This is a genomic window from Sulfitobacter sp. 1A12157 (genome assembly GCF_043557345.1).
Lineage (GTDB): Bacteria > Pseudomonadota > Alphaproteobacteria > Rhodobacterales > Rhodobacteraceae > Sulfitobacter.
The window spans coordinates 60,597-85,236 of record NZ_JBIFFV010000002.1; the positions used below are offsets into that span (position 1 = coordinate 60,597).

Sequence of the window (24,640 nt, forward strand, 5' to 3'; positions counted from 1 at the left end):
GGTTAGGTAAATCGACGACGCAGCGTGATGTTGATCGCCTCGATGACGATGACTAGGCCGACGACGGCAATCGTGACGCTGGCCGCCTTGTCATACTGAAAAGAGCGGATGTAGGTCTGGATGTAAAAGCCGATCCCGCCCGCGCCGACGATGCCGAGGACCAACGACTCACGCAGGTTCAGTTCGAACCGGAAAATCGTGTCGCGGGCGATGACTGGGGCCATCTGTGGCCAAATCGCATGTCTGAGCCGCACGAGCGGTCCAGCCCCTGCACTTTCAAGTGCTGCGATGGGGGCGCGAGATACGCCGTCGATCGCCTCGGCATAGAATTTAGCGAGCATCCCAGTGGCATGAAAGGCAACTGCGATGATGCCGGGCAGCGGCCCGAGCCCGACCGCGCCCACCATGAGCATGGCCACGAGGATCAGCGGTACCGCCCGGATAAAGGCCAGCAGCGCGCGGACCGGCCCGAACACCGCACGCGAAACCATGGTTTCGGACGCGAGAATAGCCAGAGGGGTCGACAGCAGCACTGCGCCGAGGGAGCCGAGGATTGCTATTCTTAGTGTCTCTGCGCTGCCTTTTTTGATCTCGGTCATCACTGTCGGATCGGGCGGGAACATCCGGCCGATAAAGTCGGTAATCCGTGGACCGACCGAAGCAAGACGCGACAACTCGACATCGGTTCTGACGAGGGACCATAGGATGGCAATAGCGATCAGCGAACTGGTGACGAAGCCGCCGAAGTCGCGGGGGGCCATCATAACACCGCCCGGGGACCGAGTTCCGGCGTCGGTCCTGACCCCCGATAGAGTTCGGCAGTCGCATCGTCTTTCAACTCGGACGTTGGCACGTTAAACGCGATCCGCCCCTCTCGTATGCCGATGATGCGCCCTGCAAAACGCCGCGCCAGATCGGGTTGGTGCGAGGAGAATAGCGCTGTTGCATCACGCGCTCGCGCCGCCTTGGTCATCAACCCCAGAACCTCTCCAGCGCGGGCGGGGTCGAGGTTGCTCACTGGCTCGTCGGCGAGGATCAGCCGTGGTTCCTGCGCCAGACATCGCGCAATAGCCACGCGCTGTCGCTGTCCTCCGCTGAGACTGTCGACACGGCGTTCCGCGAGTTCTGCGATGCCGCAATCGGCGAGTGCTGTGCGGGCAATATCGAGATCGTGAGCCATTGGCGATCCCAGTACTGCGTGGAAAGGTGACATCCGCCCCAGGCGGCCGTTGAGCACGTTGCGTAGTGCCGTGGAGCGTTCTACGAGGGCGAATTCCTGAAACACGAAACCGGTATCAGGACGGCGAGCTCGGGGTGGTGGGCGGTCGGGATTGAGCGGCGCACCCAAGACAGAAACGCGCCCGCGCCATCCCTGAATCCTACCGTCGAGCAGCGCCAGCAACGTCGTTTTGCCCGCCCCGGATGGGCCCAGTAAAGCGACACACTCGCCCGCCGGGATCCGAAATGAGACTCGTTCCAACGCTGGTAGCTGTGCGCCCTTATGGACATAACTCAGATCGTCTATTTCGATAGCCATGCTCATCGTAACAGCCCGTATTTCTTTGCCATATCGCGTACGCCTTCATACGCGGTGCCGTCTGCCCTGACGTAGCCATCTGGTCCGTAAAGATAGCTCAATTTGTCGCGGTGCTTCGGTTCGTTGAGCTTCAGCATGACGTCAACAAAACGAGCTTGCAGGGCGGCATCGAGTTCTGGGCGTGCGATCACAAGGTGACTTGGAATCGGCGCGCTTTCTACGAGCCAAGTCACCTCGGCCTGCTGTTGTGGGGTCAACAACAAATCCGCATACTGACTGGCACCGGCGGCATCGACCAGACCTTCGGCCATAGCCTGCATGGCTTGCTGGTAGCCTCCCGCAAAGAACACGCGGCCGAAGAATTTCTCCGCTGCGCCAGGACCCTCAATTAGCCCGGCCTTAACGAATTCGGAAAGAGGATAAAGATAACCTGATTCAGAGATCGGGTCGGCAAAGGCGATATCGCGCCCGCGCAGGTCTGCCAGCGTTTCGATACCGCTGTTGCGGCGGACAAAAATGCGTCCTGTGTAACTTGACGCGCCCCGGTAGACCTCAGACAAGAGAGGTACCGCGCCAATTTCCGCCTCCGCCAGAACGAAAGGCAATGCGCCCATGAAGGAGACGTCTGCATCTCCGTTGCGAAGTGCCTCGACAGCCGCAGCATGGTCGATGGTGACGAAGCCTTCCACGGGAACGCCAATCTGTTCGGATAGCCATCTTGTGATGGCCTCAATGTCGCCTAAGAGCTTGTCGGGATTCTCCTGCGGAATGAAAGCAAGCCGCAAGGGAGTGTCTTGTGCGGTCAGCGGGGAGGCCAGCGAGATCGCGCCTGCACTGGCCAAGGCCAGCATATTTCTGCGGGTTAGGTAGAATTCCATCAGAATGCCCTCTCTTCGATCGCGTCGGCTTCGGTCTTGAACGCGGTCCAACTTGCTTCGGCGGCCCCCCAGTCGTCGTCACGGACTGCATCGCCGACTGCGGCAAGACGCTCGGCCAAGGCATAGACTTCGGGCCGTGCGGTCAGGTTCGACATGGTGCTCGCGTCTGCGGCGAGGTCCGCAGCGACAGTATCGGTCAGCAGCAGGATGTGCTCTGCGTCACGTCGGGGCAGAAGCGTGTCGAGCGTCGATGCAAATGTCGCCAATTCGGCAAATGTCAGGCGAAAGGCGGTGTTCTCTGCGTCGAACTTCTCGTAAGGCTCGTCTGCCGACCCTACAGTCTCCAGATACGCGGTCAGTTCAGTCCGTTCCGTCTCTGATAGCCCAAGCGATTTCGTCTCATCGAACCACTCAACAACGGCGGCCAACGTCGACAGCGAACCGTCGTGAAAATAGGGGGCGGTATATGCGGTTCCCAGCAAGGACGGCGTATCCAGCGCGCCTGCGCGCGCGCCACTATATGCCGGCGAGACCGATCCAATGTCATGGGCTTGCCGATCGAGGAAATTTGCGTCAGGCACGTGGCAACTAGCGCAGGAGCGATCGCCTAGCCCAGCGAAAGGCCGATTAAAAATAGCCTCGCCTCGGTGCGCCGCGTCCGGGTTTGCCTCGGACAGCGTACCATCCGCATTCAGCTTAGAGTTTGGTAGGAAGTCGAACTCGAGCATGTATCCTACCAGCGCGTCGAGCATCAAGGGCGTCGGCTCCGCGCCGCCAAATTCATTGACGATCACGTTCCGGCTGAAGTCGCGCAGAGAGGCAAAGCGCCCATCGCGACCATAAGGCCCGGTGAAGCGCAGCCCGCGCAGGCTCGGAATGTCGATCGGGTCGTCGCGCCGGTCGTTGAAGATAGGATTAAAGAACGCGCCATCGACGTCGATGGCACCGGGTTGGTGGCTGGCGCCCGGGATGAAGAGGCGCTGGTTCACATCCGAGCGATTGTGACAGGTCGAACAGGCGATCCCGAGGTTTCGCGCAGGATTTCCGAATATCTGCGGGCTGTCGAAAAGCATGTCGCCATAAGCCACCAAGGGCAGATCGGTCTCGTCGATACCTTGTTCCTCGAAGTTGAGGACAAGCAATGGCAGCGGGTCCTGATCGAAGATGTCGGAGCCAGGCGGCAAGCTTGGCGGCACCTCGATAGTGCGTCGGCTGAACACAGCGGTTTCGGGCAGGGCACTCAGTGTCTGACGTGGAGCATAGTTGGCTAAGAGGTAATTTTCCGCGAGATAGCTGGAAATGACTGCGCGCGCGGCCTCCAGCGTGTCGCGATCCGCGGAAAAGGCGCCAGCGCCGAGAAGACCAGCGGACCCCGTGCTACTGTTAAGTTCCAGCCAAGCGAGGCCGATACGTCTTGCTGCTTCGGGGTCGGCTGCCGCGATACCATCCTCAAACGCACGGTAGAGCTCGCCTGCCGTTCGCAGAGCCTGGCGCGCCTTTGCAGGCTCTTCGGCTGCGAGAGTCCGGTCCAATTCCTCTTCGATCCTAAGCGCTACAAGACGAGTGGCCTCTGTGAAAACTGCTTGCCGGTCTTCACGTGCCATGGCGTCAAGGATACCATCCGGCTTGATACCGCTTTTGCGGTCCACCCACTCCAACGCGCCGGTCGAGAATTCCGAACCCCGGTGAGGTTCTGTCCAAGCGGTCTCGATGTCGTCCCAAGGCACTGGCGCGAGATTTCCAAGAAAAAGTGTCAGCCGATAGGCTGCCGCCTCAGGAAGCCACGGAGCCTCTTTGACAGGCGTCGCCCCCCCGGGTCCGGACAGCAGGACCGCGCTTGCAGCGGTTAGCAGCAGCCTCGAAAGATTTTTTATCACCATAGCCTCCAGCGCTAAAACTTAGACTCGTCTAACTTAGGTATTCTAGGCTAATTAGATTGTCAATTTTAGTTATTCGTTGCAATGTCCGGACATGTCGAAGCTACAATCATACGAACGCGAGGCGTTCGAGACTGTCGAGAGAGCTCCCGAAGCGCAGGCTAAGGGTTTCGCGACTGTGCGCCGAGCACATGAAAGCGAAATGGCGGAGGATTATGTGGAACTGATCGCAGAGCTGATCGAGTTGCGGGGGGAGGCTAGGCCGGTCGAAATCGCCGAGCGGCTTGGCGTGAAATCTCCAACAGTGACCAAGAACATCTCCCGACTCAAGGCTGCTGGTTTGGTGCGGCGGGAGCGTTACCGCGCAATATTTCTAACCGATGCGGGCCGAGAATTGGCCGAGGCCTGTCGCCGCCGCCATAGAGTCGTTGTCGCGTTTCTTCTCAGCCTGGGAATCGACGAAGAGACTGCGGAACGCGATGCGGAGGGGATCGAGCATCACGTCAGCACGACCACGCTGGAGGCCTTCGAGCACGCCCTCCAGAAGTTTCAGAGCAGCAAGTAGCGCAGCATCGAGTTCTCTCGAAATTCAGCAAGGCGAGACTCAAGAGGCTGCAGCGTCAGCAGTCATACGTTGGCGGGGTAGCATTTGTGTCAATGCTTAACTCTGGTCCAACCCATCGCGTCCTCTGAGTTTGGCCAGCACGAAATAGTGCGCCCAATATTCCTACCTGCGCCGACCATGCAGCGAAAATGCCGGTCGCGTGAAAAGAGGTAGGCGCAACCCTTGAGTGGGTCCTCTGTTCAAAGCGCATAGACAATTGTCACCACCGTTGTGATGACGATCAAGAACATGACCAATGCGCCTATGGCAAGGGTCCGGCCCATGTCGCGGTTTGTCTTTGCCACTTTCAGACGCAATTCTTCGGCGGTTTCCGGAAACTCCAGTGCCGCTGAATTCGAGCCGCGTAGCAGGTCGTATCTCGTATTCCAGCGACGTACTTCCGCAGCGTCCCAGCCGTTCATGACCAGAATGATCGCGACGATCATCACCATCGAAGACGGGACCCAAATAGTATAGCCGCCGATCGTTTCGTCGGACAGCGCATCGATCAATCCAATTCTTTCCCTATGGGAGAATGCGTAAAGGCTCACCTCCTTGAGTGTCGTCAGGGAACCTAGAAAAATGTTTGCTACGATCACAACAAAGGCGGACAACAGCCTCGCTCCGCGTTTGGCGCCCACAGGGGGGTCTCTGGGATCGAAGAGCATGGTAAAGAACCAGAGCCCTGCTAGTACCATTCCCAGATGAGCGAACACTTCGATAGCCGCGATACGCTGCGCAAGTGCGTAAATGACAGGTACCTGCCAGATAAATAGCGCTCCAACAATCAACCCAGTTGCGGCCGTTGGATGCGCTACGAAACTTTGTCCCCGGGAGTTCGCTGGCGCACTGAAGTGTTGACGCCGGCGTCTTTCGAGGCTGGATAGCAGGATGCGCCACGGCTGCGATACGGCGATGAGAAGGGGGCCGATAAGGCGAAGAAGAAGATGTTCGACCTGATGTATTGAGAATAAGGTATGTCCCATTACAGCGAGCGGTGCGTTCATGGCTGCAAGAATGCAAGCAAGGCCGGCGAAGAACAAGATCGGACGCCAGACAGAGATCGTTCCGCGGATACGCACGGGTCGTCTGAGGCCGCGCATATAGAACCATGCGGCCAAACTGACGGATACAATGGACACTGGCGAAATCGCAAATCCAAACGGGTCGAAAAGAAGAAAGAAGGGGATTATCAGCTCCTGTCATTTTGTATTGTCAGCCAGTCGATAGGTACCGATGAACGTCGGGATTTTCCCATTACGCAACCCTAGGAAGCGGGCAGTTTTAATTCGATACAAAGACCAAATTCGCGTCAGGAAGTGATGCGTAAGAGAACCACTGAGATGAAGAAACCCAGTAGGCCTAGGGCGATGCCGAAGCTTGCCGCATATTGAAGGATGTCTAGGTAGTTCCCTTTGCGGCTCCGGGCTAAATAGCCTCCCCAAAAAGCACCTCCGATAAAGCCTACAAACATTAGCATCACGGTTCCTTTGGGTTTGTTTTTACAGACTTATGTCGCTGTTTGGCCAAGCCGAAGGCAAATCTCAACGTCCAAGCTGCACAGATGAGCGACAGAAATGTCCAATCGCCGAAACGTCCGTAAGGCGTAGCCGTACGCGCTGCCGGTAGGCTTTCATTTATGACGTCTGTTCGCCCAGTGTCGAGGCGCGCGACGATCTCGCCGTTAGCATCAATAATTGCGGATATCCCGGTGTTCGCAGCGCGCACCACGGGTAGCCCTTCCTCCACAGCGCGCATGCGCGCGGATGCGAGGTGCTGCTCGGGCCCGATGCTGGCGCCGAAACAGGCGTCATTTGTGGCGTTGAAAATCCAGTCGGGACGAAAAAGATCGTCGACCACCTGGCCCGGGAAAATGATCTCGTAACAGATTGCCACCGCAACCAGAGGCGCGCCCGGAATTGCCAGCGTTCGTGGCCCTGGTCCCGGCGTGAAATCACCCAAACCTTCGGCCAGACGCTCGAACGGCAGCCAACCTTTCAGGGGCACATATTCCCCGAACGGAACAAGATGATGTTTTGCATATCCCGTTAGAATTTCGCCGCTGCCGTCATAGACCTGAACCGTGTTGAAATATCGGGTTCCCCCATCCCTCTCTACGCGGTCAGGCACACCTGTCAAAAGGATCCTACCGTCTGGCAAAACCGTGGATAACCGCCTGCGCGCCAAGGCGTCTTCGTCCAGAAAACCGGGAAAGGCCGTTTCCGGCCACAGCAGCAGGTCGAAGCGTCCGGGTTGAGCGGACAAGCCGAGGTATTTTTCCAGCGTGCGTTCGCGGCTGCCCGGCGCCCACTTCTCGACTTGCGGCACATTGCCTTGGACGATGCGCAAAGCAATGTCCGTTGGCGGCACGTTCTGATTTAGCCGAAGCACACCGCCCCCCCAAATTACCGTCACCGCGACGGCAAAGAGCGCCAAAACAGCTGCGCGGCTGTTTGGCGCGGCTGCGATGAACACACCTGGCAATATGCTGATAAATACCGTGACAAAGCCCAGACCGTAACTTCCGACCCATGCGGCGGGTTGGCGCAGGGGGGCATGTTCGACAAGGGCATAAGCAGCAAGGTTCCAGGGAAACCCCGTCAGGACATGACCACGCAGCCATTCCGCGGCAACCCAACACGTTGCAAGCAGAAGACCTGCCGTAATGCCGCCGACAGCACGGCGCTGCATTACGGTGGCAAATAACATCGCCGCAATAGCTGGAAAAATGGCCAGTCCGGCGGACAGTCCCGCGACTGCTGGGATCGCAAGGGCACCGAAACGTTCGGAATCGACGTAAAAGCTTTCGGCAATCCAGGAAATTCCAAACAGGAACTGGCCCATTCCAAAGATCCAGCCGATGACGAAGGCGCGCGCGGTGGAAACCTGCATGAGCACGAGAAAGAGTGCTGAGAAGGCGACTGGAACAGCGATGATCCATGAGAACGGTGGAAGGGTTAAAACCGTTAAACCGCCCGCCATAAAGCTAATCCCTGATCGCAGGGGAAAGCAACGGCTGCAGCCAGTCAATTGCAGCCAACCCGTCATCATGGGTCAGTGTGAAGTTTAGCGGCTAACCACGGTGCTAGGAGCAGCAGCCCCACGCCACCGACCACGAACACATCCGCCATGTTGAAGGCGGGCCAATGCGTGGAGCCGACGTAGAAATCGAGGAAGTCCGTCACACCCCAAAATCGAATGCGGTCGAGGACGTTGCCGAGCGCGCCACCGATGATCGCACCATAGGCGATAGCCTCAACCCGGTTGTCAGTGCGTACCAGCATGACGGTCAACCCGCCGCAGATGGCTAGGGCCAAGGTCGCAAGGCCCCACCATGGTGCTCCACCAAGCAGTCCGAATGTCACGCCATCGTTGCGCAAGTAAATAAGATTAAAACTGGGAAAGACCGGAATTCCGGCGCTCAAATCTGTCGCATTAGCGACGACGATTGCTTTTGTCACCTGATCGACAAGAAAAGCAGTTCCAGCCGCAATGAAGCCTTGGAAATGGGACTGTTTCATCTCATCACCCCAGCCATACATCTAGGAACAACATGATCACGAGGCCGACCGCGAGACCGAAAGTCGCCCTGTTTTGATGGCCGGATCGGTGGGTTTCGGGAATGATTTCGTGGCTGATTACGTAGAGCATCGCCCCGGCGGCGAAGGCGAGGCCCCATGGCAACAGGGGCTGCGAGATGCCGATGATGCCAGCGCCAAGAAGCCCGCCTACCGGCTCGACAAGACCTGTCAGGGCGGCAACCCCCCACGCACGGCGCCTGGAATACCCCTCACCAAGCAATGAGACCGCTACGGCGAGACCCTCGGGCGCGTTTTGCAGCCCGATGCCAATCGCGAGCGGCAAGCCACCAGAGAAACCATCAGCCCCAAACCCGACACCAACGGCAAGCCCTTCGGGAAAATTGTGGATCGTGATCGCTATGATGAAGAGCCAGACGCGGCGCAGAGATGCGGCGGCGGGCCCTTCTCGCCCCGTTTTGAAATGTTCATGCGGCAGTCGTTCATTCATCAGAGCGACCGCCCCCATGCCAAGCAAGATCGCAACACAAACGATGGCTGCCGGGAGAGCACCGTTGTCGAACTGTCTTTCGGCTGCGTCGAGAGCCGGAATGATCAACGAAAAGAATGAAGCAGCGAGCATGACACCCGCCGCGAAGCCAAGCAGCAAATCGCGCGTGGCACGGGAGGGGACGCGTCCAAAGAGAACGGGGGTCGCCCCGACCGCTGTCAGCGATCCGGCGGCAAGGCTTCCAAGAAAGCCGAGAGTTATTGGGGACAAGGGTTCCAAGCGCTGAGTTCCCGCCGATACGTCAGTCAGCGGCCAAATAGCTGCTAAGGATTTCGGTCGACCCATCGCCCTGGATCAAAAAGACATCGTAGCCCTCGCGATCATTTTCCGGTCCCATGCCCGGGGAGCCATAGGGCATACCCGGCACCGCCACCCCCACTGCATCTGGACGCTCATCCAACAAACGCTGGATGTCTGATGCCGGTACATGACCTTCGATCACGTAGCCGTCGACCAAAGCCGTATGGCAGGATACCATGCGCTGAGGCACGCCGGTGTCGAGTTTGAATCGCACAAGAGATCCCCCGAACATGTCCTCGCCTATCGGCGCGAATCCGCTTTCCTCAAGGTGCTTCATCCAGGACAGACAACAGCCGCAGCCGTTTGTCTTCCGGACATCAATCTGGATCGCATCGGCGACAGCTTGCGCCGCGGAAAACAAGGCCAGCGTGACTGCAAGAGCGGGAGCCAGTCGTTTCATGGATTAAAGCCTTTCGGTTGTTGTCTGCACAAATTCGCTGGTGAGCCTCTCGGCCAGTAGCGAGCGAGCCTCAGCCAATCGCTCAAGTGCAGCCGTGCCAACCGCATCCCGGTCGGCCGCCTCTACCAGTCGGTCGTCTGAGAGAGGATCCGTCGGGCGACCATCGACCAGAACCTCATAATGCAGATTTGGGCCGGTCGCGGTGCCGGTCGCACCGACGCGACCGATTATGTCTCCGGCCATCACGCGCTGCCCTTGTTCGAGTGTGTCCGGCACCTCGCTGAGATGTGCGTATCGTGTCAGGGTGTCGGAACCATGCGATATCTCCACCACCCGGCCATATCCACCACGACGTCCGATGAAGCTCACGCGTCCAGGCGCCGTTGCTTTTACAGGCGTACCGCGGGCCGCAGCAAAGTCGACGCCGGTGTGCATGCGTACATTCCCATAGACCGGGTGCGTGCGACGGCCGAAGACGGAACTCAGCCGCGCTCCTTCCACCGGTTGGGCAAAGACACGCAGGACCTCTCCATCCACATAGATCGTCGCTTGACCGCTGCCGTCATCCGGCCAGACGATCTCATAGACCGATCCAGCAAGGTCCAATGCGGCAAAGGCAAGCTCGGGCTGGCCAATCCTTTTGTTTCCTTCTCGCGCCTCACGCCAAAGGAGACGCATCCTCTCACCCCCGGAGAGTTCACGTCGAAAATCGATTGTGCCGCCCAGCATCTGTGCCAGATCGACCGCGAAGCGTGCAGGTATCTTTGCCTTGTCCAACGCTGCGGAAATCGAACTTTCAACCACCGCCTCGCTTGCGAAAATCACCACTTTAGGGTCTGGTTCCAATACGCGCGTAAGAAGTTCTTCACCAAAAACCGTTTCGATCCGCACTCCATCATCAATGGCCAGTTCTACGCGCTTCGGATTGCCGTCCGCGTTTGAGATCACGGTGATCTCATGGCCTGGGCGCAATCGGCGCAGATCATATTCCACTCCAAGTGCCAGAGCGATCTCCGCACGGGCGGGTGCGGCAACGCCGGCGTTCGCTAAAACTGCATCCAACGTCTCACCCGACGCGATTTGACGCGTCCAAGTCACCAAGGGCGGTTCAATTGCTGGCAAGGCGGTTTCGGTGACGTCAGGCTGCAAGAGAGGGACGTTTAGGATTTTGCGCGCTCCGCCGACTTGTGTGGTTTTGGGAACCGTCATGACGCTATCAGCAAGTCGCGGTTCCAAAACTGCAGCAGGCGCCCATTGCGTTGCTTCGGCAATCGATTGGGGCACCGGTTCTTTGGGCCACCACCCTAAGGTGGCGATGGCAGTCATCGAAAAGGCGCCTACCAGGGCCACCGAGGCAACTCTTATTCTCATGTTGTGATCTCTACATCTTCTGTCAACGCACGTCGGATCTTCGGTACTGCGAATTCTCTTGGCTCGTGGTGGTCAATCATGGTGACGAACTCACCGTTGGCGCCAAAAAGAAATATGCTTGCCGTATGGTTCATCGTGTAGTCACCTCCCTCGGTCGGGACGCGCTCATACGAAGCCCGAAACCCTTCTGTAGCGCGGGTAATCTGGTTTTCCGTCCCGGTCCAACCCCGAATGGCCGGATGAAAATAGCCGACATATTCGGCCATGGCCTCGACCGTGTCACGCGCCGGGTCGACCGTGATGAAGACCACGTTCATCTGCGCGGCTTCGTCTCCGAGATCTTCAAGCCAGCCTGAGATATCCGATAACGTCGTGGGGCAGACATCCGGGCAGTAGGTGAACCCGAAGAACACCATGGTCGGCCGTCCGATCAGGGTTTCTGGGCCCACTTCATGGCCTTCGTGATCGGTCAGTCGGAAATCCATCGCCGTTAGGGGGAGCGGCCTTTGGCCAGTAGGTTTCGGAGCGCCGGGACCATCCACGCGCCACCAGCCGATACCAAGCATCATAGCCAGAGCGCCTGCACCGTATTGGAACAATTGCCGACGCTGCATCAGCTTTCCGGCCCGCGCGCGGCGATCCCCAGAATTGGGACCTCAACAGTCACTTCGCTACCGTCCGAGAAAGTCAGTGTCAGCGGGAAGGTCTCGCCTTCGATCATCGGGTCTTGCAGCTTCATGAGCATGGCGTGCAGCCCGCCCGGCTCCAATGCCACGCTTTCGCCCGGCCCAATCGTGATGTCGTCTGCAGGTGACATTGAACTGACGCCTGCAGCGTTGGTTTTCGTCTCATGGATCTCGGGCATCGTGGCAAGTGGTGTTGTAAGTCCGGTCAGCGTGACTGTGTCTTCAGTTGCGTTATGTATAGTGAAATATGCCGCGCCCGGTCGGTTTATACCAATCGAAGCACGGGACCACGCGTTTACTACGATGACGTCCTCCGAACCGGCAAATGTCGGAGTCGATATGCCCGAGAGCAGCAAAAAAAGAGTCAAGCCCTTGATATAAGGTAGCTCTATCATGACAGATTCTCCTTTATCTATCCGAGCATCAACTTTGGCTGACCGCAATTTCTGCAGCGACCAGTCGCCGCAGTTCGGCCTCACCGAACGGGTCTAATGGCTTGGCGTTGACGAAGAACGTGGGCGTTTGTCGCACGCCTACCGCTTCGACATCAGCGCGGTCCTGATTGAGCACTGCCACGACACCGGGGGCCAGCATCTGTGTTCGAGCAGCTTCGACATCCAGACCACCGCTTGCGGCAATCTCAAGGATCAAACCCGGTGCTGGAGTGCCATGGGACGCCCATCGTGGCTGCTCGCGCAGGACCGCTTCCAGCACGGGTTCGAACACATCCTGCATCCGCGCAGCTTCGAGAACACGGATCGCTTCCACTGAAGCTTTCCCGTGAAAGGCAGTATATCGAATGACGACACGGACCGCACCACCGTGCTCAGTCATGATATCCTTGACCACGGGATAAAAGGCGCGGCAGGCCTCGCAAGCTGGATCGAAAAACTCGACAATCGTGACAGGTGCCGTTTCGGGGCCAAGGATCGGGGAATAGGACCGGATCAGCACATCGTTCACTTCTGGCGCGACAGGGACTGCCTCTGCCATGGGTTGGGGGCGGGTGGCATACCAAGCCGCGCCGCCAAAACCTGCGGCACCAACAGCCAGAACGGATAGAACGAGGCCGCGTCGATTCATGTTTATTTTTCCTTCAGTGAAAGGGCCGACAGCACCCCGATAATCGTGAAGGCGACAAGCGCCATCAGCGGAATCGGAATCCCGGAGACCAACTGGTTGTCGTCGGTACAAGAGGGGCCAGTCGCCGTGCAGGGCTGGATCGCCTCGGGGATCAGACCGACATAGAGGCCGATGTGATACATCGCCACCGCCGCCCCCCCAAGCGCCAGTGCAACGCCATAGCGCCCCACGCGGGAATCCTGCCACCACAACCCGAGCCCAAGAACGATGGCCAAGGGGAACATGAAGGCGCGCTGGAACCAGCAAAGGATGCAAGGCGTTTGACCAAGCACCTCGCCAATAAAGAGCACGGCAAGCGATGAGATAAGCGCAATGATCCACGCTAGGCCAAGGGCTGTTTCTCCGGAGAGTCGGGGCATGACGATCAGATCCTCTCTTTCAGATCGGCGAGGATCTCTTCGGCGGGCGTGCCATAGGGCCAGGAATCCGCGAAGCCTGCCTGTTTGTCGAAAAGGAAAAGGTGCGACGTGTGACCCATCGTGTATCCACGCGGCGCAGTAGCCTCCTCGATCCGCTCAAAGAAAATTGGGAAAGTCTCGGATGTTGCGGCGATCTGCTCCGGCGTGCCGGTCAGCCCGATGATTCTTGCGTCGAACACGGGCACGTACTCTGCTAAAGCCGTCGGCGTATCTCGCTCAGGATCGATCGTTATGAAAATCGGCTGAACCATTGCCGCCTCATCGCCCAGACCCTCCATCACGGCCGCGACTTCGGACAGTGTTGTCGGACAGACGTCGGGGCAATTGGTGAAGCCGAAGAAGACCAACATCCAGCGACCTTTGAAATCTTCCTCCGTTTGGACCATCCCGCGATGATCGGTCAGTTCGAAATCAGCAAAAAACGGTGGTTCACTCTCTGTGCGGGCAAGGTCGGCACGGTAGTCCAACCACAGCAACAGCCACATGAGAACGAACGCCGCCACGCCCGCCAACACCTTCGATACCTTCTGAAAACCTGGAAGCCTCACACCGCTACGCCCGAACTTGATTCTATATTTTGGAGGTGTCTACAACTTCTAGCAGCTGTAGGTTCAAGCGCGATTGTCGCTAATTGGCTGGCAATCACGGACCTGTGAGGAGGTGGTGAATCTTGTGATGTCTGCCACTTAAAGCTACACCCTCTGTAGCTAATGTGGAGAGCCTGAAATGTTGACCATTGGGACGCTTGCAAAAAAGACTGGTACAAAAGTGCAGACAGTCCGGTATTATGAGCAGATCGGGCTCATGCCAGAACCCGGCAGAACTGAAGGCGGCCAGCGACGATATGGTGATGCCGAGCTTGACCGCTTGTCGTTCGTCCGGCACGCGCGGCAACTGGGGTTCTCGTTGGATGCGATCCGCGAACTGCTCGACCTCAGCGATCACCCGGGAAAATCTTGCGCGGAGGCCGATGCGATTGCCCGCCGGCAGCTTAAGCAAGTTGAGCATCGACTGGCTCGCCTGGAGGCGCTGCGCACGGAATTGAAACGTATGGTGCATGAGTGCAGTGGCGGGCAGACCGCTGACTGCCGTGTGTTAGAGGTGTTGAGAGACCACTCCGAATGCCTGACAAACCATGAAGAGATCGGCGGCTAAGATGCCCGTTGCGTTTGTCTATCCGATCGCGGCGCTTGCCGAAATCGCAGGGTGTTTCGCTATCTAGGCCTGTTGGCACTTTGGGTTTCGCCTGGCACTGCTGCTGTCCTAGCCTTGTTCGGATGGCTCTAGGCGCAGGTGGAAGCTGTCGCCGCGGGACACACATTTACAGCTTATGGTGGCGTCCATATAGCGGCCTCGGTTGTGTGGATGTGGTGGGCAAAAGTAGGCCTGACAGCCGGGAACTGCTCGGGACCGTTATTTGTTTGCTAGGGGCAACAGCCGCACCGCATGAATACTAAGAAATGGGCCCGTTCGGCTCAAGCGAAATCTGGTTCAACTTACTTTGATTCATTCCAGAAAGACGAAAGAACTCCGGAATAATAGCTCGTCGTTTGAGTTTGCAATTCTGCAAGTTCTGGGATTAAGAATAGCGCATGGTAGAGCAGAAGAATGCATCGGAAAGACGCACACTCTGGATCGTTCTGGGGCTGAACATCGGGTTGGCTATCGCCTTCTTTATCTCGGGCGCATTTGGCGATTCAACCGCCCTTATCGCCAATGGTCTCGACAATTTATCAGATAGTTTTGTCTACGGGATCAGTCTCTTTGCCTTGTCCCGATCCGCGAAGTGGAAGCGTGGAGCGGCGAATGTTTCGGGCGGCCTGCTGATCCTTTTCGCCGTCGGCATCCTTTATGATGCTTGGCGTCGCTACGTTGGCGGATCGGATCCTCTTGGCATAATCATGATCATCATGGCACTGGTCGCGGCGGGCATTAACGCGCTCTGCGTTTGGCTGTTGGCACGTATTCGCGATCCAGATGTGAACATCCGCGCGGCGAACACATTCAGCTGGAACGATTTCGCCGCCAATCTCGGCATTGTTGCCGCAGGCTTACTCGTGGCTTGGCTTGGAGCGAATTGGCCCGACCTTATTGTTGGCGTTATTGTTGCTGGCATTGCTGCTTGGGGCGGTGTCGGAATACTGAAAGACGCACATGGTGAACATCATAAGGCTGTTTGCCATGACGATTAGGTAGGGACGTGGGCTTGACCGGAGGGGTAATGACAGTTTAGCGCGCTGTGATTGTTTTTCTTCTGGCCTTTCTACGCTGTCTATCTGATCAAGCGAACGACTGTAATTCGCTCTTATCCTGTCCGATTTAGGAAAAACCTTGGAAGGATTTCACATGACCCTCACACGCCGCCGCCTTCTGGCCTGTTCCGCGAGCTCATTCGTCGCTGCGCCATTCGCAGTTTGGGCTGAAGAAAAGCCTACCATCCACGTGATGAAAGATCCCAATTGCGGGTGCTGTTCGGCTTGGATCGACATCTTGGAAAAAAACGGTTTTGCCGTAACAACTGAACGCAGCTTTGGGACGCTGTTGATCCGGCACAAGTTGGACAGCGGCATCCCGCAGAACATGACCTCGTGTCACACCGGCGAGATTGAAGGCTATATGATCGAAGGTCACGTTCCGCCCGCCGACATCCGCAAACTGCTGGCCGAGCGTCCAGATGCCATCGGCCTTGCCGTGCCGGGGATGCCCTATGGCTCACCAGGTATGGGGTCAGAAGATGAACGCGAAGCCTATGAGGTCTTTCTAATCTTTAGGGACGGCAGCACAAAAGTGTTTTCGCATTACGACGCTGCATAGGGCACTGCGCTGAAACTTGCTGCAAAGTATGGTGACAGGAACCTCAGTGTCCATCTTTTGGTTTGCACTGTGTCAACCAAAGCAAGGAGCAAGATCATGCAAGTTCAGGACATCATGACGAGCAATCCCACCTGCTGCGACCCCGATACTTCGATTCAGGAAGCCGCTGCCCTTATGGCTGAAAAGTCTGTCGGCTCCATTCCGGTGCTCAATGACGCCGGTGAGCCCGTTGGCATCGTGACGGACCGCGATATCTGCTGTGGTGCCGTTGCGCAGCGCAAGACGGTTGAAACACCGGTTTCAGAAGTCATGTCGAACGACCTTCTGACAGTCTCTGCTGACGACGACGTTGAGAGCTGTTGCAACAAGATGGAAGAAAAACAGGTTCTGCGTAGCGTGGTCACCGACGAAAGCGGTAAATGCTGTGGCGTCGTCGCCCAAGCGGATGTCGCCCGGGAGGCCGGTGAAGCGGAGACCGCAGAGTTGGTGGAAGAAGTTTCGCAACCCAAGAAGAAATCGGGCTGCTGCTGACAACGTAATGAGCCCAACGGTTCATCCGGATAAGGGCTTTCAGTTTTTTGCCAATGGAAATGATCAGAACGCGGTGTAGGACCGCGTTCTGATCGAACTAACAGAAAGAGGCGCGGCCGATGGCTCACGATCACGCTCATATAGATCCCGAGAGTGGTGACCGCAGGGTATCCATTGCGATTTGGGCGAACGCGCTGCTTACGGCGGCACAGATCGTTGGCGGGATTTTCGCCGGTTCGTTGGCGCTTATTGCTGATGCGCTGCATAACTTTTCTGACATGGCCTCATTGGTCATCGCCTTTGTCGCCCGAAAAATCGCGCGACGTCCAGCGGATGAACGCATGACCTTCGGCTATGGCCGGATCGAAGTCGTTGCCGCCCTGATCAACTACACCACGCTTATCCTTGTCGGGCTTTACCTGATCTATGAAGGCGGGATGCGCATGATTGACCCGCCGCAAGTGGCGGGTTGGACTGTCGTGATTTTGGGCGGGGTCGCGCTTGTAGTCGACACTCTTACGGCGCTGCTGACCTACTCAATGCAAAAGGGCAGCGTGAACATCAGAGCGCTGTTCCTGCACAATTTATCGGATGCTTTGGCTTCAGTTGCCGTAATCATCGGCGGCATCCTGATCATCCTTTACGATCTTCGGTGGGTTGATCCGGCCATCACCATCGGCATTGCCCTTTATATCCTATACCTCGCTCTAACTGAGATCGGCGATCCTATACGTATGCTGATGCTGGGCAGCCCGCCTGACATGGATGCGGGTGCGGTGGTTGAAGCGATGACGAACGTCGAGGGTGTGCGCGATGTGCATCACGTTCACCTATGGCAAATGCAGGAACATGAGGTCGCACTCGATTGTCATGTGGTTTTGGAGGGAACAGGTCTCGAGGACCTTGAGTCTGCAAAAGATACCCTCAAAGGAATATTGGCAGACGACTTTGGCATCACCCATTCAAGCCTTGAGTTTGAAACCCTCGGCAATGCGCATGAGAATGCATCACTGTTCGGTCATGCGGATCGGCGAAAGAGTAAAGGCGAAGGAACCGGCACAGATTGAGCGGCAGCCGAACTCGCGAAGGCTGCGCGCCGCCTTGAGCAACGTCCCGCCCATATGAGCGCATTCCGCCATTCTTCCGCTTTCCTTTTTCGACCAAGGATCGACATTTCAACAACGTGCTCCTATATCACCATCATGCGCATTTTGCTTCGCCTTGCCACGTTCTGCCTATCACTCGTTCTCCTAACGGGTGCGTTGGCGCATGATCTGGCGGCGGCGAATATGTCGATAGAGATGTCCGGCATGACCGTATCCTCGACAAGTGATCAGGGCGAAGCCTGCGCAGCTTGTTTGCCAGGGGAGCAAAGCGAGGTTGTCTGCGACATAGATTGCACAGCTCCCGTATTTGTTTATTCGCAGATGCATCAGTCATCCATAGAGAGCGTTCAGCGCTTCTTCATGCCTGCGCCAGCGGATCTCAGCCTTGCCGGGCTTAATCCCGGGTCTGATCCTTTCCCACCAAGAACCACCTTCCTGAGTTGACCGGCCGCACCGAAGGGTGAAGGCCCGGTCTCGCGTTGTCTGCTGCCAAGCGGCAGCAAAGCGATCGACCTTATCCGTCACTTTCGGGAACGACCTTCATGTCACTTTATCAATCGCGCGATATTTCGCGTAGACGCATGCTGTCCAGCGGACTCGCTGCCATGGGTGCGGCGCTGACCCTACCTCATGTGTCATATGCAACCACTCAGGGGGCTTCGATCCGGGCCCTCGGATACGACGGCAACTCATTGATCGTCGCGTCTGAGCATGCTCTCTGGCGCGTCTCCACCGCAAATCAAATAAGCGAACGGCCACTTGATCACACAGTCACCGCGATCGCCAGCCACCCCGAGGCTTCGGGCAGTCTCTTTGCGGCGGTCGAGCCAACCGGTCTCTTGCGCAGCCGCGACGGCGGGCGCACGTGGACCAACGCAGGTGCAGGTTTGCCTCCAGTCCGGGTTACTGCTCTGACCCAAGCGGCCCTTGAGCCAGGTTTGGCCTATGCTGCGCTTGCGGGTGACGGGCTCTGGCGCAGCGAAGACGCCGGGGAAAGCTGGGAGTTCGTGATGGACCGGCCCTATCTGAACGGAGCCGAGCAGGAGGTGCTCACGCTCGTTTCTGTGGGAAATCCGACTGGCATGGGCGGCATCTGGCTATATGCCGGAACTGAGGCAGGACTAACCCGCGTGCCCGATTGCTTTTGTCGCTGGCAGGATGTGACGGCGGGTAATGCCATGGATGCTCTGGTCGAGGGTAAAGCGCTGCCGCCCACGACACCGCTGCCTGTAGGGCAGCCTGTCCCACATCTCGCGCTCTCGCCCAAAGCACCGGAGCAACTCTACGTGGGCCTCGACAGTGGCCTTTGGACTTCGGCAGACGCAGGGGTGAATTGGTCGCTGGTTGCTGATGGAAAAATCGACGCACTGGCTGTCGATCCTGCCGATCCTCAGCGTCTGACCGTCGTTCGCGACGGCAATCTTTCTGTCAGCCGCGATGGCGGCCTGACGTTCGACACTCTCGACATCTTTGAAGGAGACAAAAATTGAACAGTAAATTCACCCTCGGCACGGTTGCCGCAATCACAGCCGCCGGCATCATTGGTTTTGCCACCTTCGGCATGGCCGAAAGCGACAGAGCGCCTGACACGGATACCGCTGCGATCACCGTTCCGGCTGACCGCCAGATGACCATTTGGCGCGATCCGTCCTGTGGCTGCTGTGACGCCTATGCCGATTATGCAGAAGAAAACGGTTATCATGTCACCCGCATTGACGACCGCGATTTTGACAAGCGTTCTGTCGAAGTTGGCGTGCCAGAACAGGGGCTCGGTTGCCACCTCGCTGAGGTCGATGGCTATTACATCAGTGGTCTGGTCCCTGTGGAGGTCATTCAACGCCTAACGTCTGAACGCCCCGAGATCACCGGCATTACGCTGCCGGGTATGCCCAGCAACGCACCCGGCATGGCGGGCAAGAGTGGCACCCTCAAGACCTATGCCTTCGGCGAGGACGGCGTGGCCGTGTATTCAAATGAGTGAGGATGGAATGATGGAAATGATGAACGGATCTATGATGAATGGGCCGATGTCGGCCGGAATGATGATCGGCTGCGGCCTGTTGTTCCTTTTGGTGCTGGCGGTGCTGGTTCTGGGCGTGTTGGCTCTGGTCAAATACCTGAGGCGCTCGGCATGAGAGCGTTGATCGTAGCCGCTGTGGTTGGCATCACGGGCGCCGCTGCGGTTGCTGTCTGGGCCGGGGGGAAGGAAGACGCCCCCCCGGCGCTCACCGTGCTTGGCGTGCCTGTGGATGCGGAAATGCTCGATCAGGGCGCTGACCTCTATGCGGAGAACTGTGCCTCCTGCCACGGCGCAGACCTCGAGGGCCAACCGGACTGGCGCAGGCGGCTCGACAATGGTCGCATGCCCGCGCCGCCGCATGATGAAACGGGCCATACATGGCACCATGCCGATCAGCAGCTTTTCGACATTACCAAGAACGGGCTGGCCTCGGTCGTGCCGGGTTATGAAAGCGACATGCCCGTGTTCGAGGGCATTCTGAGTGACGCGGAAATCACAGCGATCCTTGGCTATATCAAGAGCACATGGCCCGAGCGTGAACGCAATTATCAGGCCGAGATCACCTCGAAGAACGAGGAAGGATCATGAGCAACCAGGATCAAGCTGCGCCCAAGTGGCGATGGTCCCTTCTGATCGCCGCGCTTCCTGCGGCGGTCTTCGCGGCCATCGCGGCGGCTTTCCTATGGGGACTGTTTAACAATGAAGACAGCCTTCCGAGCACCATGATCGGCCGGGACATCCCAGAGTTTGATTTGCCTCCAATCGAAGGACGCGAAAACGGCTTGTCGACATCAGATCTCCGCGGCGAAGTTTCACTCGTAAATGTCTGGGCCTCCTGGTGCGTGCCATGCCGGGTCGAGATGCCGCTGCTGGTGGAGCTTTCTCAGACCGGCAGCGTGTCAATCCACGGCATCAATCTAAAGGACAAGCCAGCCGCTGCACGCAGGTTTCTCGCAGAACTCGGCGATCCCTATGACCGGATCGGTGCGGATAGCTCTGGCCGGGCCTCTATTGACTGGGGCGTTTACGGAGTGCCGGAAACCTTTGTGATCGATTCAAAAGGGCGCATTGCTTACAAACATGTTGGCCCCTTCAACCGGCACTCTCTGGAAAACGATATTCTTCCAGTGGTGCGGCGTTTGCAACAGGAGCAGGGGGCATGAAGCGGCGCGGTTTTCTTGGCGGCGCACTGGCGCTCGGGGCCACGCCGGCTGCGGCGCGTCCGGTCATGGCCGAGCACAACGCGCCCTTACCAATGCTCTCGCCGCCGATCACCGACGGGAGGGGCCGGGACCTGACTTTGGCAGATTTCCGGGGACGCACGGTGTTGCTTAACATCTGGGCGACATGGTGCGCCCCTTGTCGTGATGAGATGCCAACCCTCGACAGACTACAGGCAAAGCTTGGCGGGCCAGAGTTTCATGTGCTCGCCTTGTCGATCGACCGGGGTGGTTTCGACACCGTCCGCGCATTCTATTCCGACATCGGCATTCAGCATCTTGCTCTCTACGCCTCGGATCAATTGAGGGCGATGATGGCTCTTGGCGTGGTCGGCTTACCGACGACACTTCTTGTTAGCGCCGAAGGCCGCGAAGTCGCCCGCAAAGTGGGACCGGCCGATTGGGACAGCCCGGCGGTAATCTCTCAAATCAAGCACGTCGTTTCAAAAGGATGAACCCAACAGTGACCCAAATTTCAAACAACGATAGGTCAGCAAGTGCAATCCCCGTGCCTTCGCGGCGACAGACCCTCATGCTGACTGGCTTTGCCGCTATCAGTGGCGGCGCTGCGCTCAACTGGGACTGGCTGACTGCTGTTGGTGCGGCACCTTTGATCCTTAGCCTCGCTCCTTGTGCCGCTATGTGCGCTCTGGGGCTTTGCATGCGCGGCGGCTCTGCCGGCTGCGCCAAAAACGATCCGACAACCAAGCCGGACACCACGACAGACTAATTCTCAACCCAAGAAGGAACTGACATGACTTACAAAATGAAAATCACCGCTGCTGCCCTGACCGGCATGATGTTGGCCGCTCCCATCGCTCAGGCACAAGATGCAAAACCAGAAGCGGGCGATATGCCGATGGCCGAAGGTCACAGCATGAACGGCGAGATGTCCGGCATGAAAAACATGGAAGGCATGAAGGGTATGGAAGACATGATGCCCATGATGAAAATGATGTCTGATATGGGGCCGATGATGGAAGCCTGCACAGAGATGATGCAGTCCATGACCGACCACATGAATTCTGCGCATGGCGAAGATCAAAAGGGCTGAACCTCGGTCCGCCCGTCTGACTGGCGGGCGGATCATTCTATTGAAAGAAGTATCATGACTAAGATTACGCCGGCCCGTCGTCGGCTAAGCATTGCCCTGTGGGCGAGTGCTATCGCTGCCGCCGTGCTTGTTGCGGGCCTTGCCCTGCTGCGCCCGGACCACGTTCCTGCCGGCCAAGCGGTCTATCGCGGCGACGCTGACATCCGTTCAGAATTCTCGTTGCTCGACCACAACGGTCAGGTCGTTAGCCAAAAGGACTACGCAGGCCGCTGGCAGCTTGTGTTTTTTGGCTTCACCCACTGCCCAGATATCTGTCCAACCACCTTGGCATATATGGGTAACGTGCTGGAACTGCTGGGCCCTGAAGCTGATGAGATTGCTCCGCTCTTCGTGACGGTCGATCCAGAGCGCGATACGCCTTCGGTTCTGAAGGAGTATGTCGCGAATTTTCACCCGAATCTGATCGGGTTGACCGGAAGCGAGGACCAAATCGCCGAGGCGACCGAGGCCTTCAAGGTTTACAACGAGAAAATTCCCGCAGAAACGGCGCCCCACGGATACATGATGGCCCACGCCGGCCATATTTACCTGATGAACCGCAAGGGTGAGTTTGACGCTGTTTTTCTTGAAAGCGCGCAACCAGCTGAGGAGATGGCCGAACAAATCTCCATGCGTATCGCGAAAGAGAAACGGACCCAATGACCCAAAAATACACCCCCATCACATGGCGCAGCGCCCTCTTACTTGTTGCCAGCCTACTTTTGGCCTCACCGGTTTTTGCCGATCATCCGGGTGAGAACCTTAATCAGGTGATGGCTGCCAAGGAAGCCGCCTTCGAACCGATCTTGCCCGGCGACGCACCAGACCTCGCTTGGATAGGGGCGGCGCATGAAAGCACATCCCTCAATGCTTTGAGGGGAAAGATCGTGGTTCTGAGCTTTGTGCCCGAAGGTTGTGGCGATCCTTGTGAGGCACAACAAGCTACGCTCACCGAAACGCTCACTGCGCTCAACTCCAGCGCGATGCGCGATATGGTGGTCTTTGTTACCCTTAGCGACGAGCCGCAAAGCGGTCCCGCTACGCAGAACAGGATATTCGCGCGGACGCCAGACCCTGAAAAACTTAGTCATCCAAACGCTGCTCTCGCTGGGGTAAGCGAACGGAAAGACCTAACCCCTCAGGTCCATCTGCTGAACCGCGCAGGCCAGCAGGTCGGCATTTTTCACGGCGCTGATTTTGAGCCGCTTAACCTCTTGCTCTATATCAATGTGCTGACCAACACCCATCCTCATGCTGAACCCAGCTTCTGGCAGCGAATGACTGGATGGTTCTTATGAAATCTTACAGCACGATCACGGGACCCCATTGGCTTTCCGCACTTCGGCGTTTTGCCGTAATCACCTTCCTGGGGCATCTTATTTGGGAGGCCGCACATATTCCACTTTATACCATCTGGGTTGAGGGAACGTGGGGTGAGATTATCTTTGCTGCCGTGCATTGCACCGGAGGCGATCTACTGATCGCCATGAGCAGCATATTGCTTGCCCTGTTCTTCTTTGGCACCGGCTCTTGGCCGCAAAGGCGGGTATATCCTGTTTTAGGCGCAATGATGGTGATGGGGCTTGGCTACACGGTTTTCAGCGAATGGCTAAATATCGAAGTGCGCGAAGCATGGGCCTACCGCGAGATCATGCCGGTCATTCCGATCATCGACGCCGGGCTAACCCCCATGTTGCAATGGATCTTCGTTCCTCTCGCGGCCTACTTCGGCGCGGTTAGGCATTCCTCCCGCAAGGTAGACGTGCCTGATGCTTGATGTCTCCTCTCTCGGGCTCATAGCGGCTTTGCTCGCCGGGATAATCTCCTTTGTGTCACCTTGCGTCTTACCTTTGGTGCCCGGCTATGTCTCCTATATCGCGGGACGAACTGGGGTTACTGGGGCGCATCGCAGCCGCAAACAAGCGGTTTGGTTAAGCTTCTGCTTCGTAGTGGGGTTTTCGACGATTTTCATAGGACTCGGGGCTTCGGCAACGGCTCTGGGGCAAGTGCTGCTGCGTTGGCGGTTCGAGTTAAACCTGATTGGCGGCGCAATCGTAATCCTTTTTGGGCTGTTCATGCTCGGGGCCGCCCGCATTCAGGCCATGGAACGTGACATGCGTTTCGACATTGACCTTCCCGGCGGGCAGCCGGTGGCATCCTACGTTCTGGGGCTTGCTTTCGGCTTTGGTTGGACCCCATGTATCGGACCGATCCTGGGTGCGATCCTGACAGCAAGTGCTGCCAGCGCCACAGTATCAGAAGGGATCGGATTGTTGGCTGTCTACTCAGCCGGCCTTGGCGTGCCATTCCTCATCGTTGCGGCTTTTACGGAGCAGGTTGCGGCCCGTCTGCGTGCCATCGGCTCTGTCGGGCGACGGCTCCATCAGGTGGCGGGGGGGATTATGGTCGTTATGGGGCTCACTATGATGACCGGACAGCTCAGTGCTTTCTCATGGTGGCTCTTGGAAACCTTCCCGATGCTGGGGCGGATCGGCTGAACTTTATTTGGAACCTTCCAGGGCTGGAAAGTGATTGTCCTCTTATAGGGTTAG

General features: G+C 57.6%; 33 protein-coding genes. 18 read left to right on the plus strand and 15 right to left on the minus strand.

Annotated elements, in window-relative coordinates; all coding sequences use genetic code 11:
* Nucleotides 1-2 precede the first annotated feature (2 nt).
* From phnE to ACGYLC_RS04200, 4 genes are read right to left on the minus strand one after another with little or no spacing between them, the layout of a single operon-like run.
* Entirely contained in the window at nucleotides 3-761 is a 759-nt protein-coding gene (gene phnE / locus ACGYLC_RS04185) for a phosphonate ABC transporter, permease protein PhnE (protein WP_394421854.1), read from the minus strand.
* A complete protein-coding gene (locus ACGYLC_RS04190) occupies nucleotides 761-1,543 on the minus strand; it encodes a phosphonate ABC transporter ATP-binding protein (protein WP_093744239.1) in 783 nt (260 codons plus the stop codon). Before ACGYLC_RS04190 ends, phnE begins: the two co-directional genes overlap by 1 nt.
* A complete protein-coding gene (locus tag ACGYLC_RS04195; RefSeq protein ID WP_093744240.1) occupies nucleotides 1,540-2,415 on the minus strand; it encodes a phosphate/phosphite/phosphonate ABC transporter substrate-binding protein in 876 nt (291 codons plus the stop codon). The genes ACGYLC_RS04190 and ACGYLC_RS04195 overlap by 4 nt, the downstream gene beginning before the upstream one ends.
* The gene (locus ACGYLC_RS04200; RefSeq protein WP_120351849.1) at nucleotides 2,415-4,295 is read right to left on the minus strand and encodes a cytochrome c peroxidase; all 1,881 of its coding nucleotides are present in this window, start codon (nucleotides 4,293-4,295) and stop codon (nucleotides 2,415-2,417) included. The genes ACGYLC_RS04195 and ACGYLC_RS04200 overlap by 1 nt, the downstream gene beginning before the upstream one ends.
* A gap of 91 nt (nucleotides 4,296-4,386) precedes the next feature.
* On the opposite strand from ACGYLC_RS04200, the gene mntR reads away from it, so the two are divergent.
* Complete coding sequence (gene mntR, locus ACGYLC_RS04205) at nucleotides 4,387-4,857, plus strand: manganese-binding transcriptional regulator MntR (protein ID WP_260010381.1); 471 nt, start codon at nucleotides 4,387-4,389, stop codon at nucleotides 4,855-4,857.
* Nucleotides 4,858-5,096: 239 nt separating this feature from the next.
* On the opposite strand, the gene ACGYLC_RS04210 is transcribed toward mntR, so the two are convergent.
* The 11 genes from ACGYLC_RS04210 to ACGYLC_RS04260 all read right to left on the minus strand — a co-directional run bounded on the left by ACGYLC_RS04210 (nucleotide 5,097) and on the right by ACGYLC_RS04260 (nucleotide 13,816).
* On the minus strand, nucleotides 5,097-6,038 hold the full coding sequence (locus ACGYLC_RS04210; protein ID WP_244153749.1) for a cytochrome c oxidase assembly protein: 942 nt from the start codon (nucleotides 6,036-6,038) through the stop codon (nucleotides 5,097-5,099).
* A 337-nt stretch (nucleotides 6,039-6,375) separates the two neighbouring features.
* Entirely contained in the window at nucleotides 6,376-7,947 is a 1,572-nt protein-coding gene (gene lnt / locus ACGYLC_RS04215) for an apolipoprotein N-acyltransferase (RefSeq protein ID WP_394421858.1), read from the minus strand.
* Nucleotides 7,944-8,438, minus strand: coding sequence for a signal peptidase II (lspA, locus tag ACGYLC_RS04220; protein WP_394421859.1), 495 nt, complete (start codon nucleotides 8,436-8,438; stop codon nucleotides 7,944-7,946). Before lspA ends, lnt begins: the two co-directional genes overlap by 4 nt.
* Nucleotides 8,422-9,204, minus strand: a complete 783-nt coding sequence (locus ACGYLC_RS04225; protein WP_067264372.1) for a ZIP family metal transporter — start codon at nucleotides 9,202-9,204, stop codon at nucleotides 8,422-8,424. The genes lspA and ACGYLC_RS04225 overlap by 17 nt, the downstream gene beginning before the upstream one ends.
* A gap of 22 nt (nucleotides 9,205-9,226) precedes the next feature.
* Nucleotides 9,227-9,685: a DUF411 domain-containing protein gene (locus ACGYLC_RS04230; protein WP_260010374.1), complete on the minus strand. Its 459-nt coding sequence runs from the start codon at nucleotides 9,683-9,685 to the stop codon at nucleotides 9,227-9,229.
* 3 nt (nucleotides 9,686-9,688) lie between these two features.
* Nucleotides 9,689-11,056 (minus strand): M23 family metallopeptidase, encoded by a 1,368-nt coding sequence (locus ACGYLC_RS04235; protein WP_269347077.1) that lies wholly within the window; start codon nucleotides 11,054-11,056, stop codon nucleotides 9,689-9,691.
* On the minus strand, nucleotides 11,053-11,670 hold the full coding sequence (locus ACGYLC_RS04240) for an SCO family protein (RefSeq protein WP_120351836.1): 618 nt from the start codon (nucleotides 11,668-11,670) through the stop codon (nucleotides 11,053-11,055). The genes ACGYLC_RS04235 and ACGYLC_RS04240 overlap by 4 nt, the downstream gene beginning before the upstream one ends.
* The gene (locus tag ACGYLC_RS04245; RefSeq protein ID WP_260010370.1) at nucleotides 11,670-12,137 is read right to left on the minus strand and encodes a copper chaperone PCu(A)C; all 468 of its coding nucleotides are present in this window, start codon (nucleotides 12,135-12,137) and stop codon (nucleotides 11,670-11,672) included. The genes ACGYLC_RS04240 and ACGYLC_RS04245 overlap by 1 nt, the downstream gene beginning before the upstream one ends.
* Before the next feature lie 28 nt (nucleotides 12,138-12,165).
* Nucleotides 12,166-12,825, minus strand: a complete 660-nt coding sequence (locus tag ACGYLC_RS04250; RefSeq protein ID WP_067263745.1) for a thioredoxin domain-containing protein — start codon at nucleotides 12,823-12,825, stop codon at nucleotides 12,166-12,168.
* Between the two features lie 2 nt (nucleotides 12,826-12,827).
* Nucleotides 12,828-13,244 (minus strand): disulfide bond formation protein B, encoded by a 417-nt coding sequence (locus ACGYLC_RS04255; RefSeq protein WP_260010368.1) that lies wholly within the window; start codon nucleotides 13,242-13,244, stop codon nucleotides 12,828-12,830.
* Between the two features lie 5 nt (nucleotides 13,245-13,249).
* The gene (locus ACGYLC_RS04260) at nucleotides 13,250-13,816 is read right to left on the minus strand and encodes an SCO family protein (RefSeq protein WP_260012833.1); all 567 of its coding nucleotides are present in this window, start codon (nucleotides 13,814-13,816) and stop codon (nucleotides 13,250-13,252) included.
* A 214-nt stretch (nucleotides 13,817-14,030) separates the two neighbouring features.
* Here ACGYLC_RS04260 and ACGYLC_RS04265 point away from each other — a divergent pair, with 214 nt between their 5' ends.
* From ACGYLC_RS04265 to ACGYLC_RS04345, 17 genes are all read left to right on the plus strand, one after another.
* Nucleotides 14,031-14,459 carry a helix-turn-helix domain-containing protein gene (locus ACGYLC_RS04265; protein ID WP_067263750.1) on the plus strand — a complete coding sequence of 143 codons (429 nt, stop codon included), beginning with the start codon at nucleotides 14,031-14,033 and terminating at the stop codon, nucleotides 14,457-14,459.
* Nucleotides 14,460-14,896: 437 nt separating this feature from the next.
* Nucleotides 14,897-15,496 carry a cation transporter gene (locus ACGYLC_RS04270; protein ID WP_093743398.1) on the plus strand — a complete coding sequence of 200 codons (600 nt, stop codon included), beginning with the start codon at nucleotides 14,897-14,899 and terminating at the stop codon, nucleotides 15,494-15,496.
* A gap of 154 nt (nucleotides 15,497-15,650) precedes the next feature.
* Nucleotides 15,651-16,118, plus strand: a complete 468-nt coding sequence (locus ACGYLC_RS04275; RefSeq protein WP_093743399.1) for a DUF411 domain-containing protein — start codon at nucleotides 15,651-15,653, stop codon at nucleotides 16,116-16,118.
* 96 nt (nucleotides 16,119-16,214) lie between these two features.
* Nucleotides 16,215-16,649, plus strand: a complete 435-nt coding sequence (locus tag ACGYLC_RS04280; protein ID WP_093743400.1) for a CBS domain-containing protein — start codon at nucleotides 16,215-16,217, stop codon at nucleotides 16,647-16,649.
* 119 nt (nucleotides 16,650-16,768) lie between these two features.
* The gene (locus ACGYLC_RS04285; RefSeq protein WP_093743401.1) at nucleotides 16,769-17,716 is read left to right on the plus strand and encodes a cation diffusion facilitator family transporter; all 948 of its coding nucleotides are present in this window, start codon (nucleotides 16,769-16,771) and stop codon (nucleotides 17,714-17,716) included.
* A 54-nt stretch (nucleotides 17,717-17,770) separates the two neighbouring features.
* Entirely contained in the window at nucleotides 17,771-18,199 is a 429-nt protein-coding gene (locus tag ACGYLC_RS04290) for a hypothetical protein (RefSeq protein ID WP_208597578.1), read from the plus strand.
* Nucleotides 18,200-18,297: 98 nt separating this feature from the next.
* Nucleotides 18,298-19,245, plus strand: coding sequence for an exo-alpha-sialidase (locus ACGYLC_RS04295; protein ID WP_244153696.1), 948 nt, complete (start codon nucleotides 18,298-18,300; stop codon nucleotides 19,243-19,245).
* Nucleotides 19,242-19,736 carry a DUF411 domain-containing protein gene (locus tag ACGYLC_RS04300; protein WP_093743402.1) on the plus strand — a complete coding sequence of 165 codons (495 nt, stop codon included), beginning with the start codon at nucleotides 19,242-19,244 and terminating at the stop codon, nucleotides 19,734-19,736. Before ACGYLC_RS04295 ends, ACGYLC_RS04300 begins: the two co-directional genes overlap by 4 nt.
* 16 nt (nucleotides 19,737-19,752) lie before the next feature.
* Nucleotides 19,753-19,890 carry a hypothetical protein gene (locus ACGYLC_RS04305; RefSeq protein WP_162931771.1) on the plus strand — a complete coding sequence of 46 codons (138 nt, stop codon included), beginning with the start codon at nucleotides 19,753-19,755 and terminating at the stop codon, nucleotides 19,888-19,890.
* On the plus strand, nucleotides 19,887-20,363 hold the full coding sequence (locus ACGYLC_RS04310) for a cytochrome c (RefSeq protein WP_093743403.1): 477 nt from the start codon (nucleotides 19,887-19,889) through the stop codon (nucleotides 20,361-20,363). The genes ACGYLC_RS04305 and ACGYLC_RS04310 overlap by 4 nt, the downstream gene beginning before the upstream one ends.
* Complete coding sequence (locus tag ACGYLC_RS04315; protein WP_093743404.1) at nucleotides 20,360-20,938, plus strand: DsbE family thiol:disulfide interchange protein; 579 nt, start codon at nucleotides 20,360-20,362, stop codon at nucleotides 20,936-20,938. Before ACGYLC_RS04310 ends, ACGYLC_RS04315 begins: the two co-directional genes overlap by 4 nt.
* Complete coding sequence (locus ACGYLC_RS04320) at nucleotides 20,935-21,450, plus strand: TlpA disulfide reductase family protein (protein ID WP_093743405.1); 516 nt, start codon at nucleotides 20,935-20,937, stop codon at nucleotides 21,448-21,450. Before ACGYLC_RS04315 ends, ACGYLC_RS04320 begins: the two co-directional genes overlap by 4 nt.
* Nucleotides 21,451-21,749: 299 nt before the next feature.
* On the plus strand, nucleotides 21,750-22,049 hold the full coding sequence (locus ACGYLC_RS04325; RefSeq protein ID WP_093743406.1) for a hypothetical protein: 300 nt from the start codon (nucleotides 21,750-21,752) through the stop codon (nucleotides 22,047-22,049).
* Nucleotides 22,050-22,103: 54 nt separating this feature from the next.
* Complete coding sequence (locus tag ACGYLC_RS04330) at nucleotides 22,104-22,751, plus strand: SCO family protein (protein ID WP_093743407.1); 648 nt, start codon at nucleotides 22,104-22,106, stop codon at nucleotides 22,749-22,751.
* Complete coding sequence (locus tag ACGYLC_RS04335; RefSeq protein WP_093743408.1) at nucleotides 22,748-23,386, plus strand: hypothetical protein; 639 nt, start codon at nucleotides 22,748-22,750, stop codon at nucleotides 23,384-23,386. The genes ACGYLC_RS04330 and ACGYLC_RS04335 overlap by 4 nt, the downstream gene beginning before the upstream one ends.
* Nucleotides 23,374-23,865, plus strand: a complete 492-nt coding sequence (locus ACGYLC_RS04340; RefSeq protein WP_093743409.1) for a hypothetical protein — start codon at nucleotides 23,374-23,376, stop codon at nucleotides 23,863-23,865. Before ACGYLC_RS04335 ends, ACGYLC_RS04340 begins: the two co-directional genes overlap by 13 nt.
* Complete coding sequence (locus ACGYLC_RS04345; protein ID WP_093743410.1) at nucleotides 23,858-24,586, plus strand: cytochrome c biogenesis CcdA family protein; 729 nt, start codon at nucleotides 23,858-23,860, stop codon at nucleotides 24,584-24,586. The genes ACGYLC_RS04340 and ACGYLC_RS04345 overlap by 8 nt, the downstream gene beginning before the upstream one ends.
* Nucleotides 24,587-24,640 lie beyond the last annotated feature (54 nt).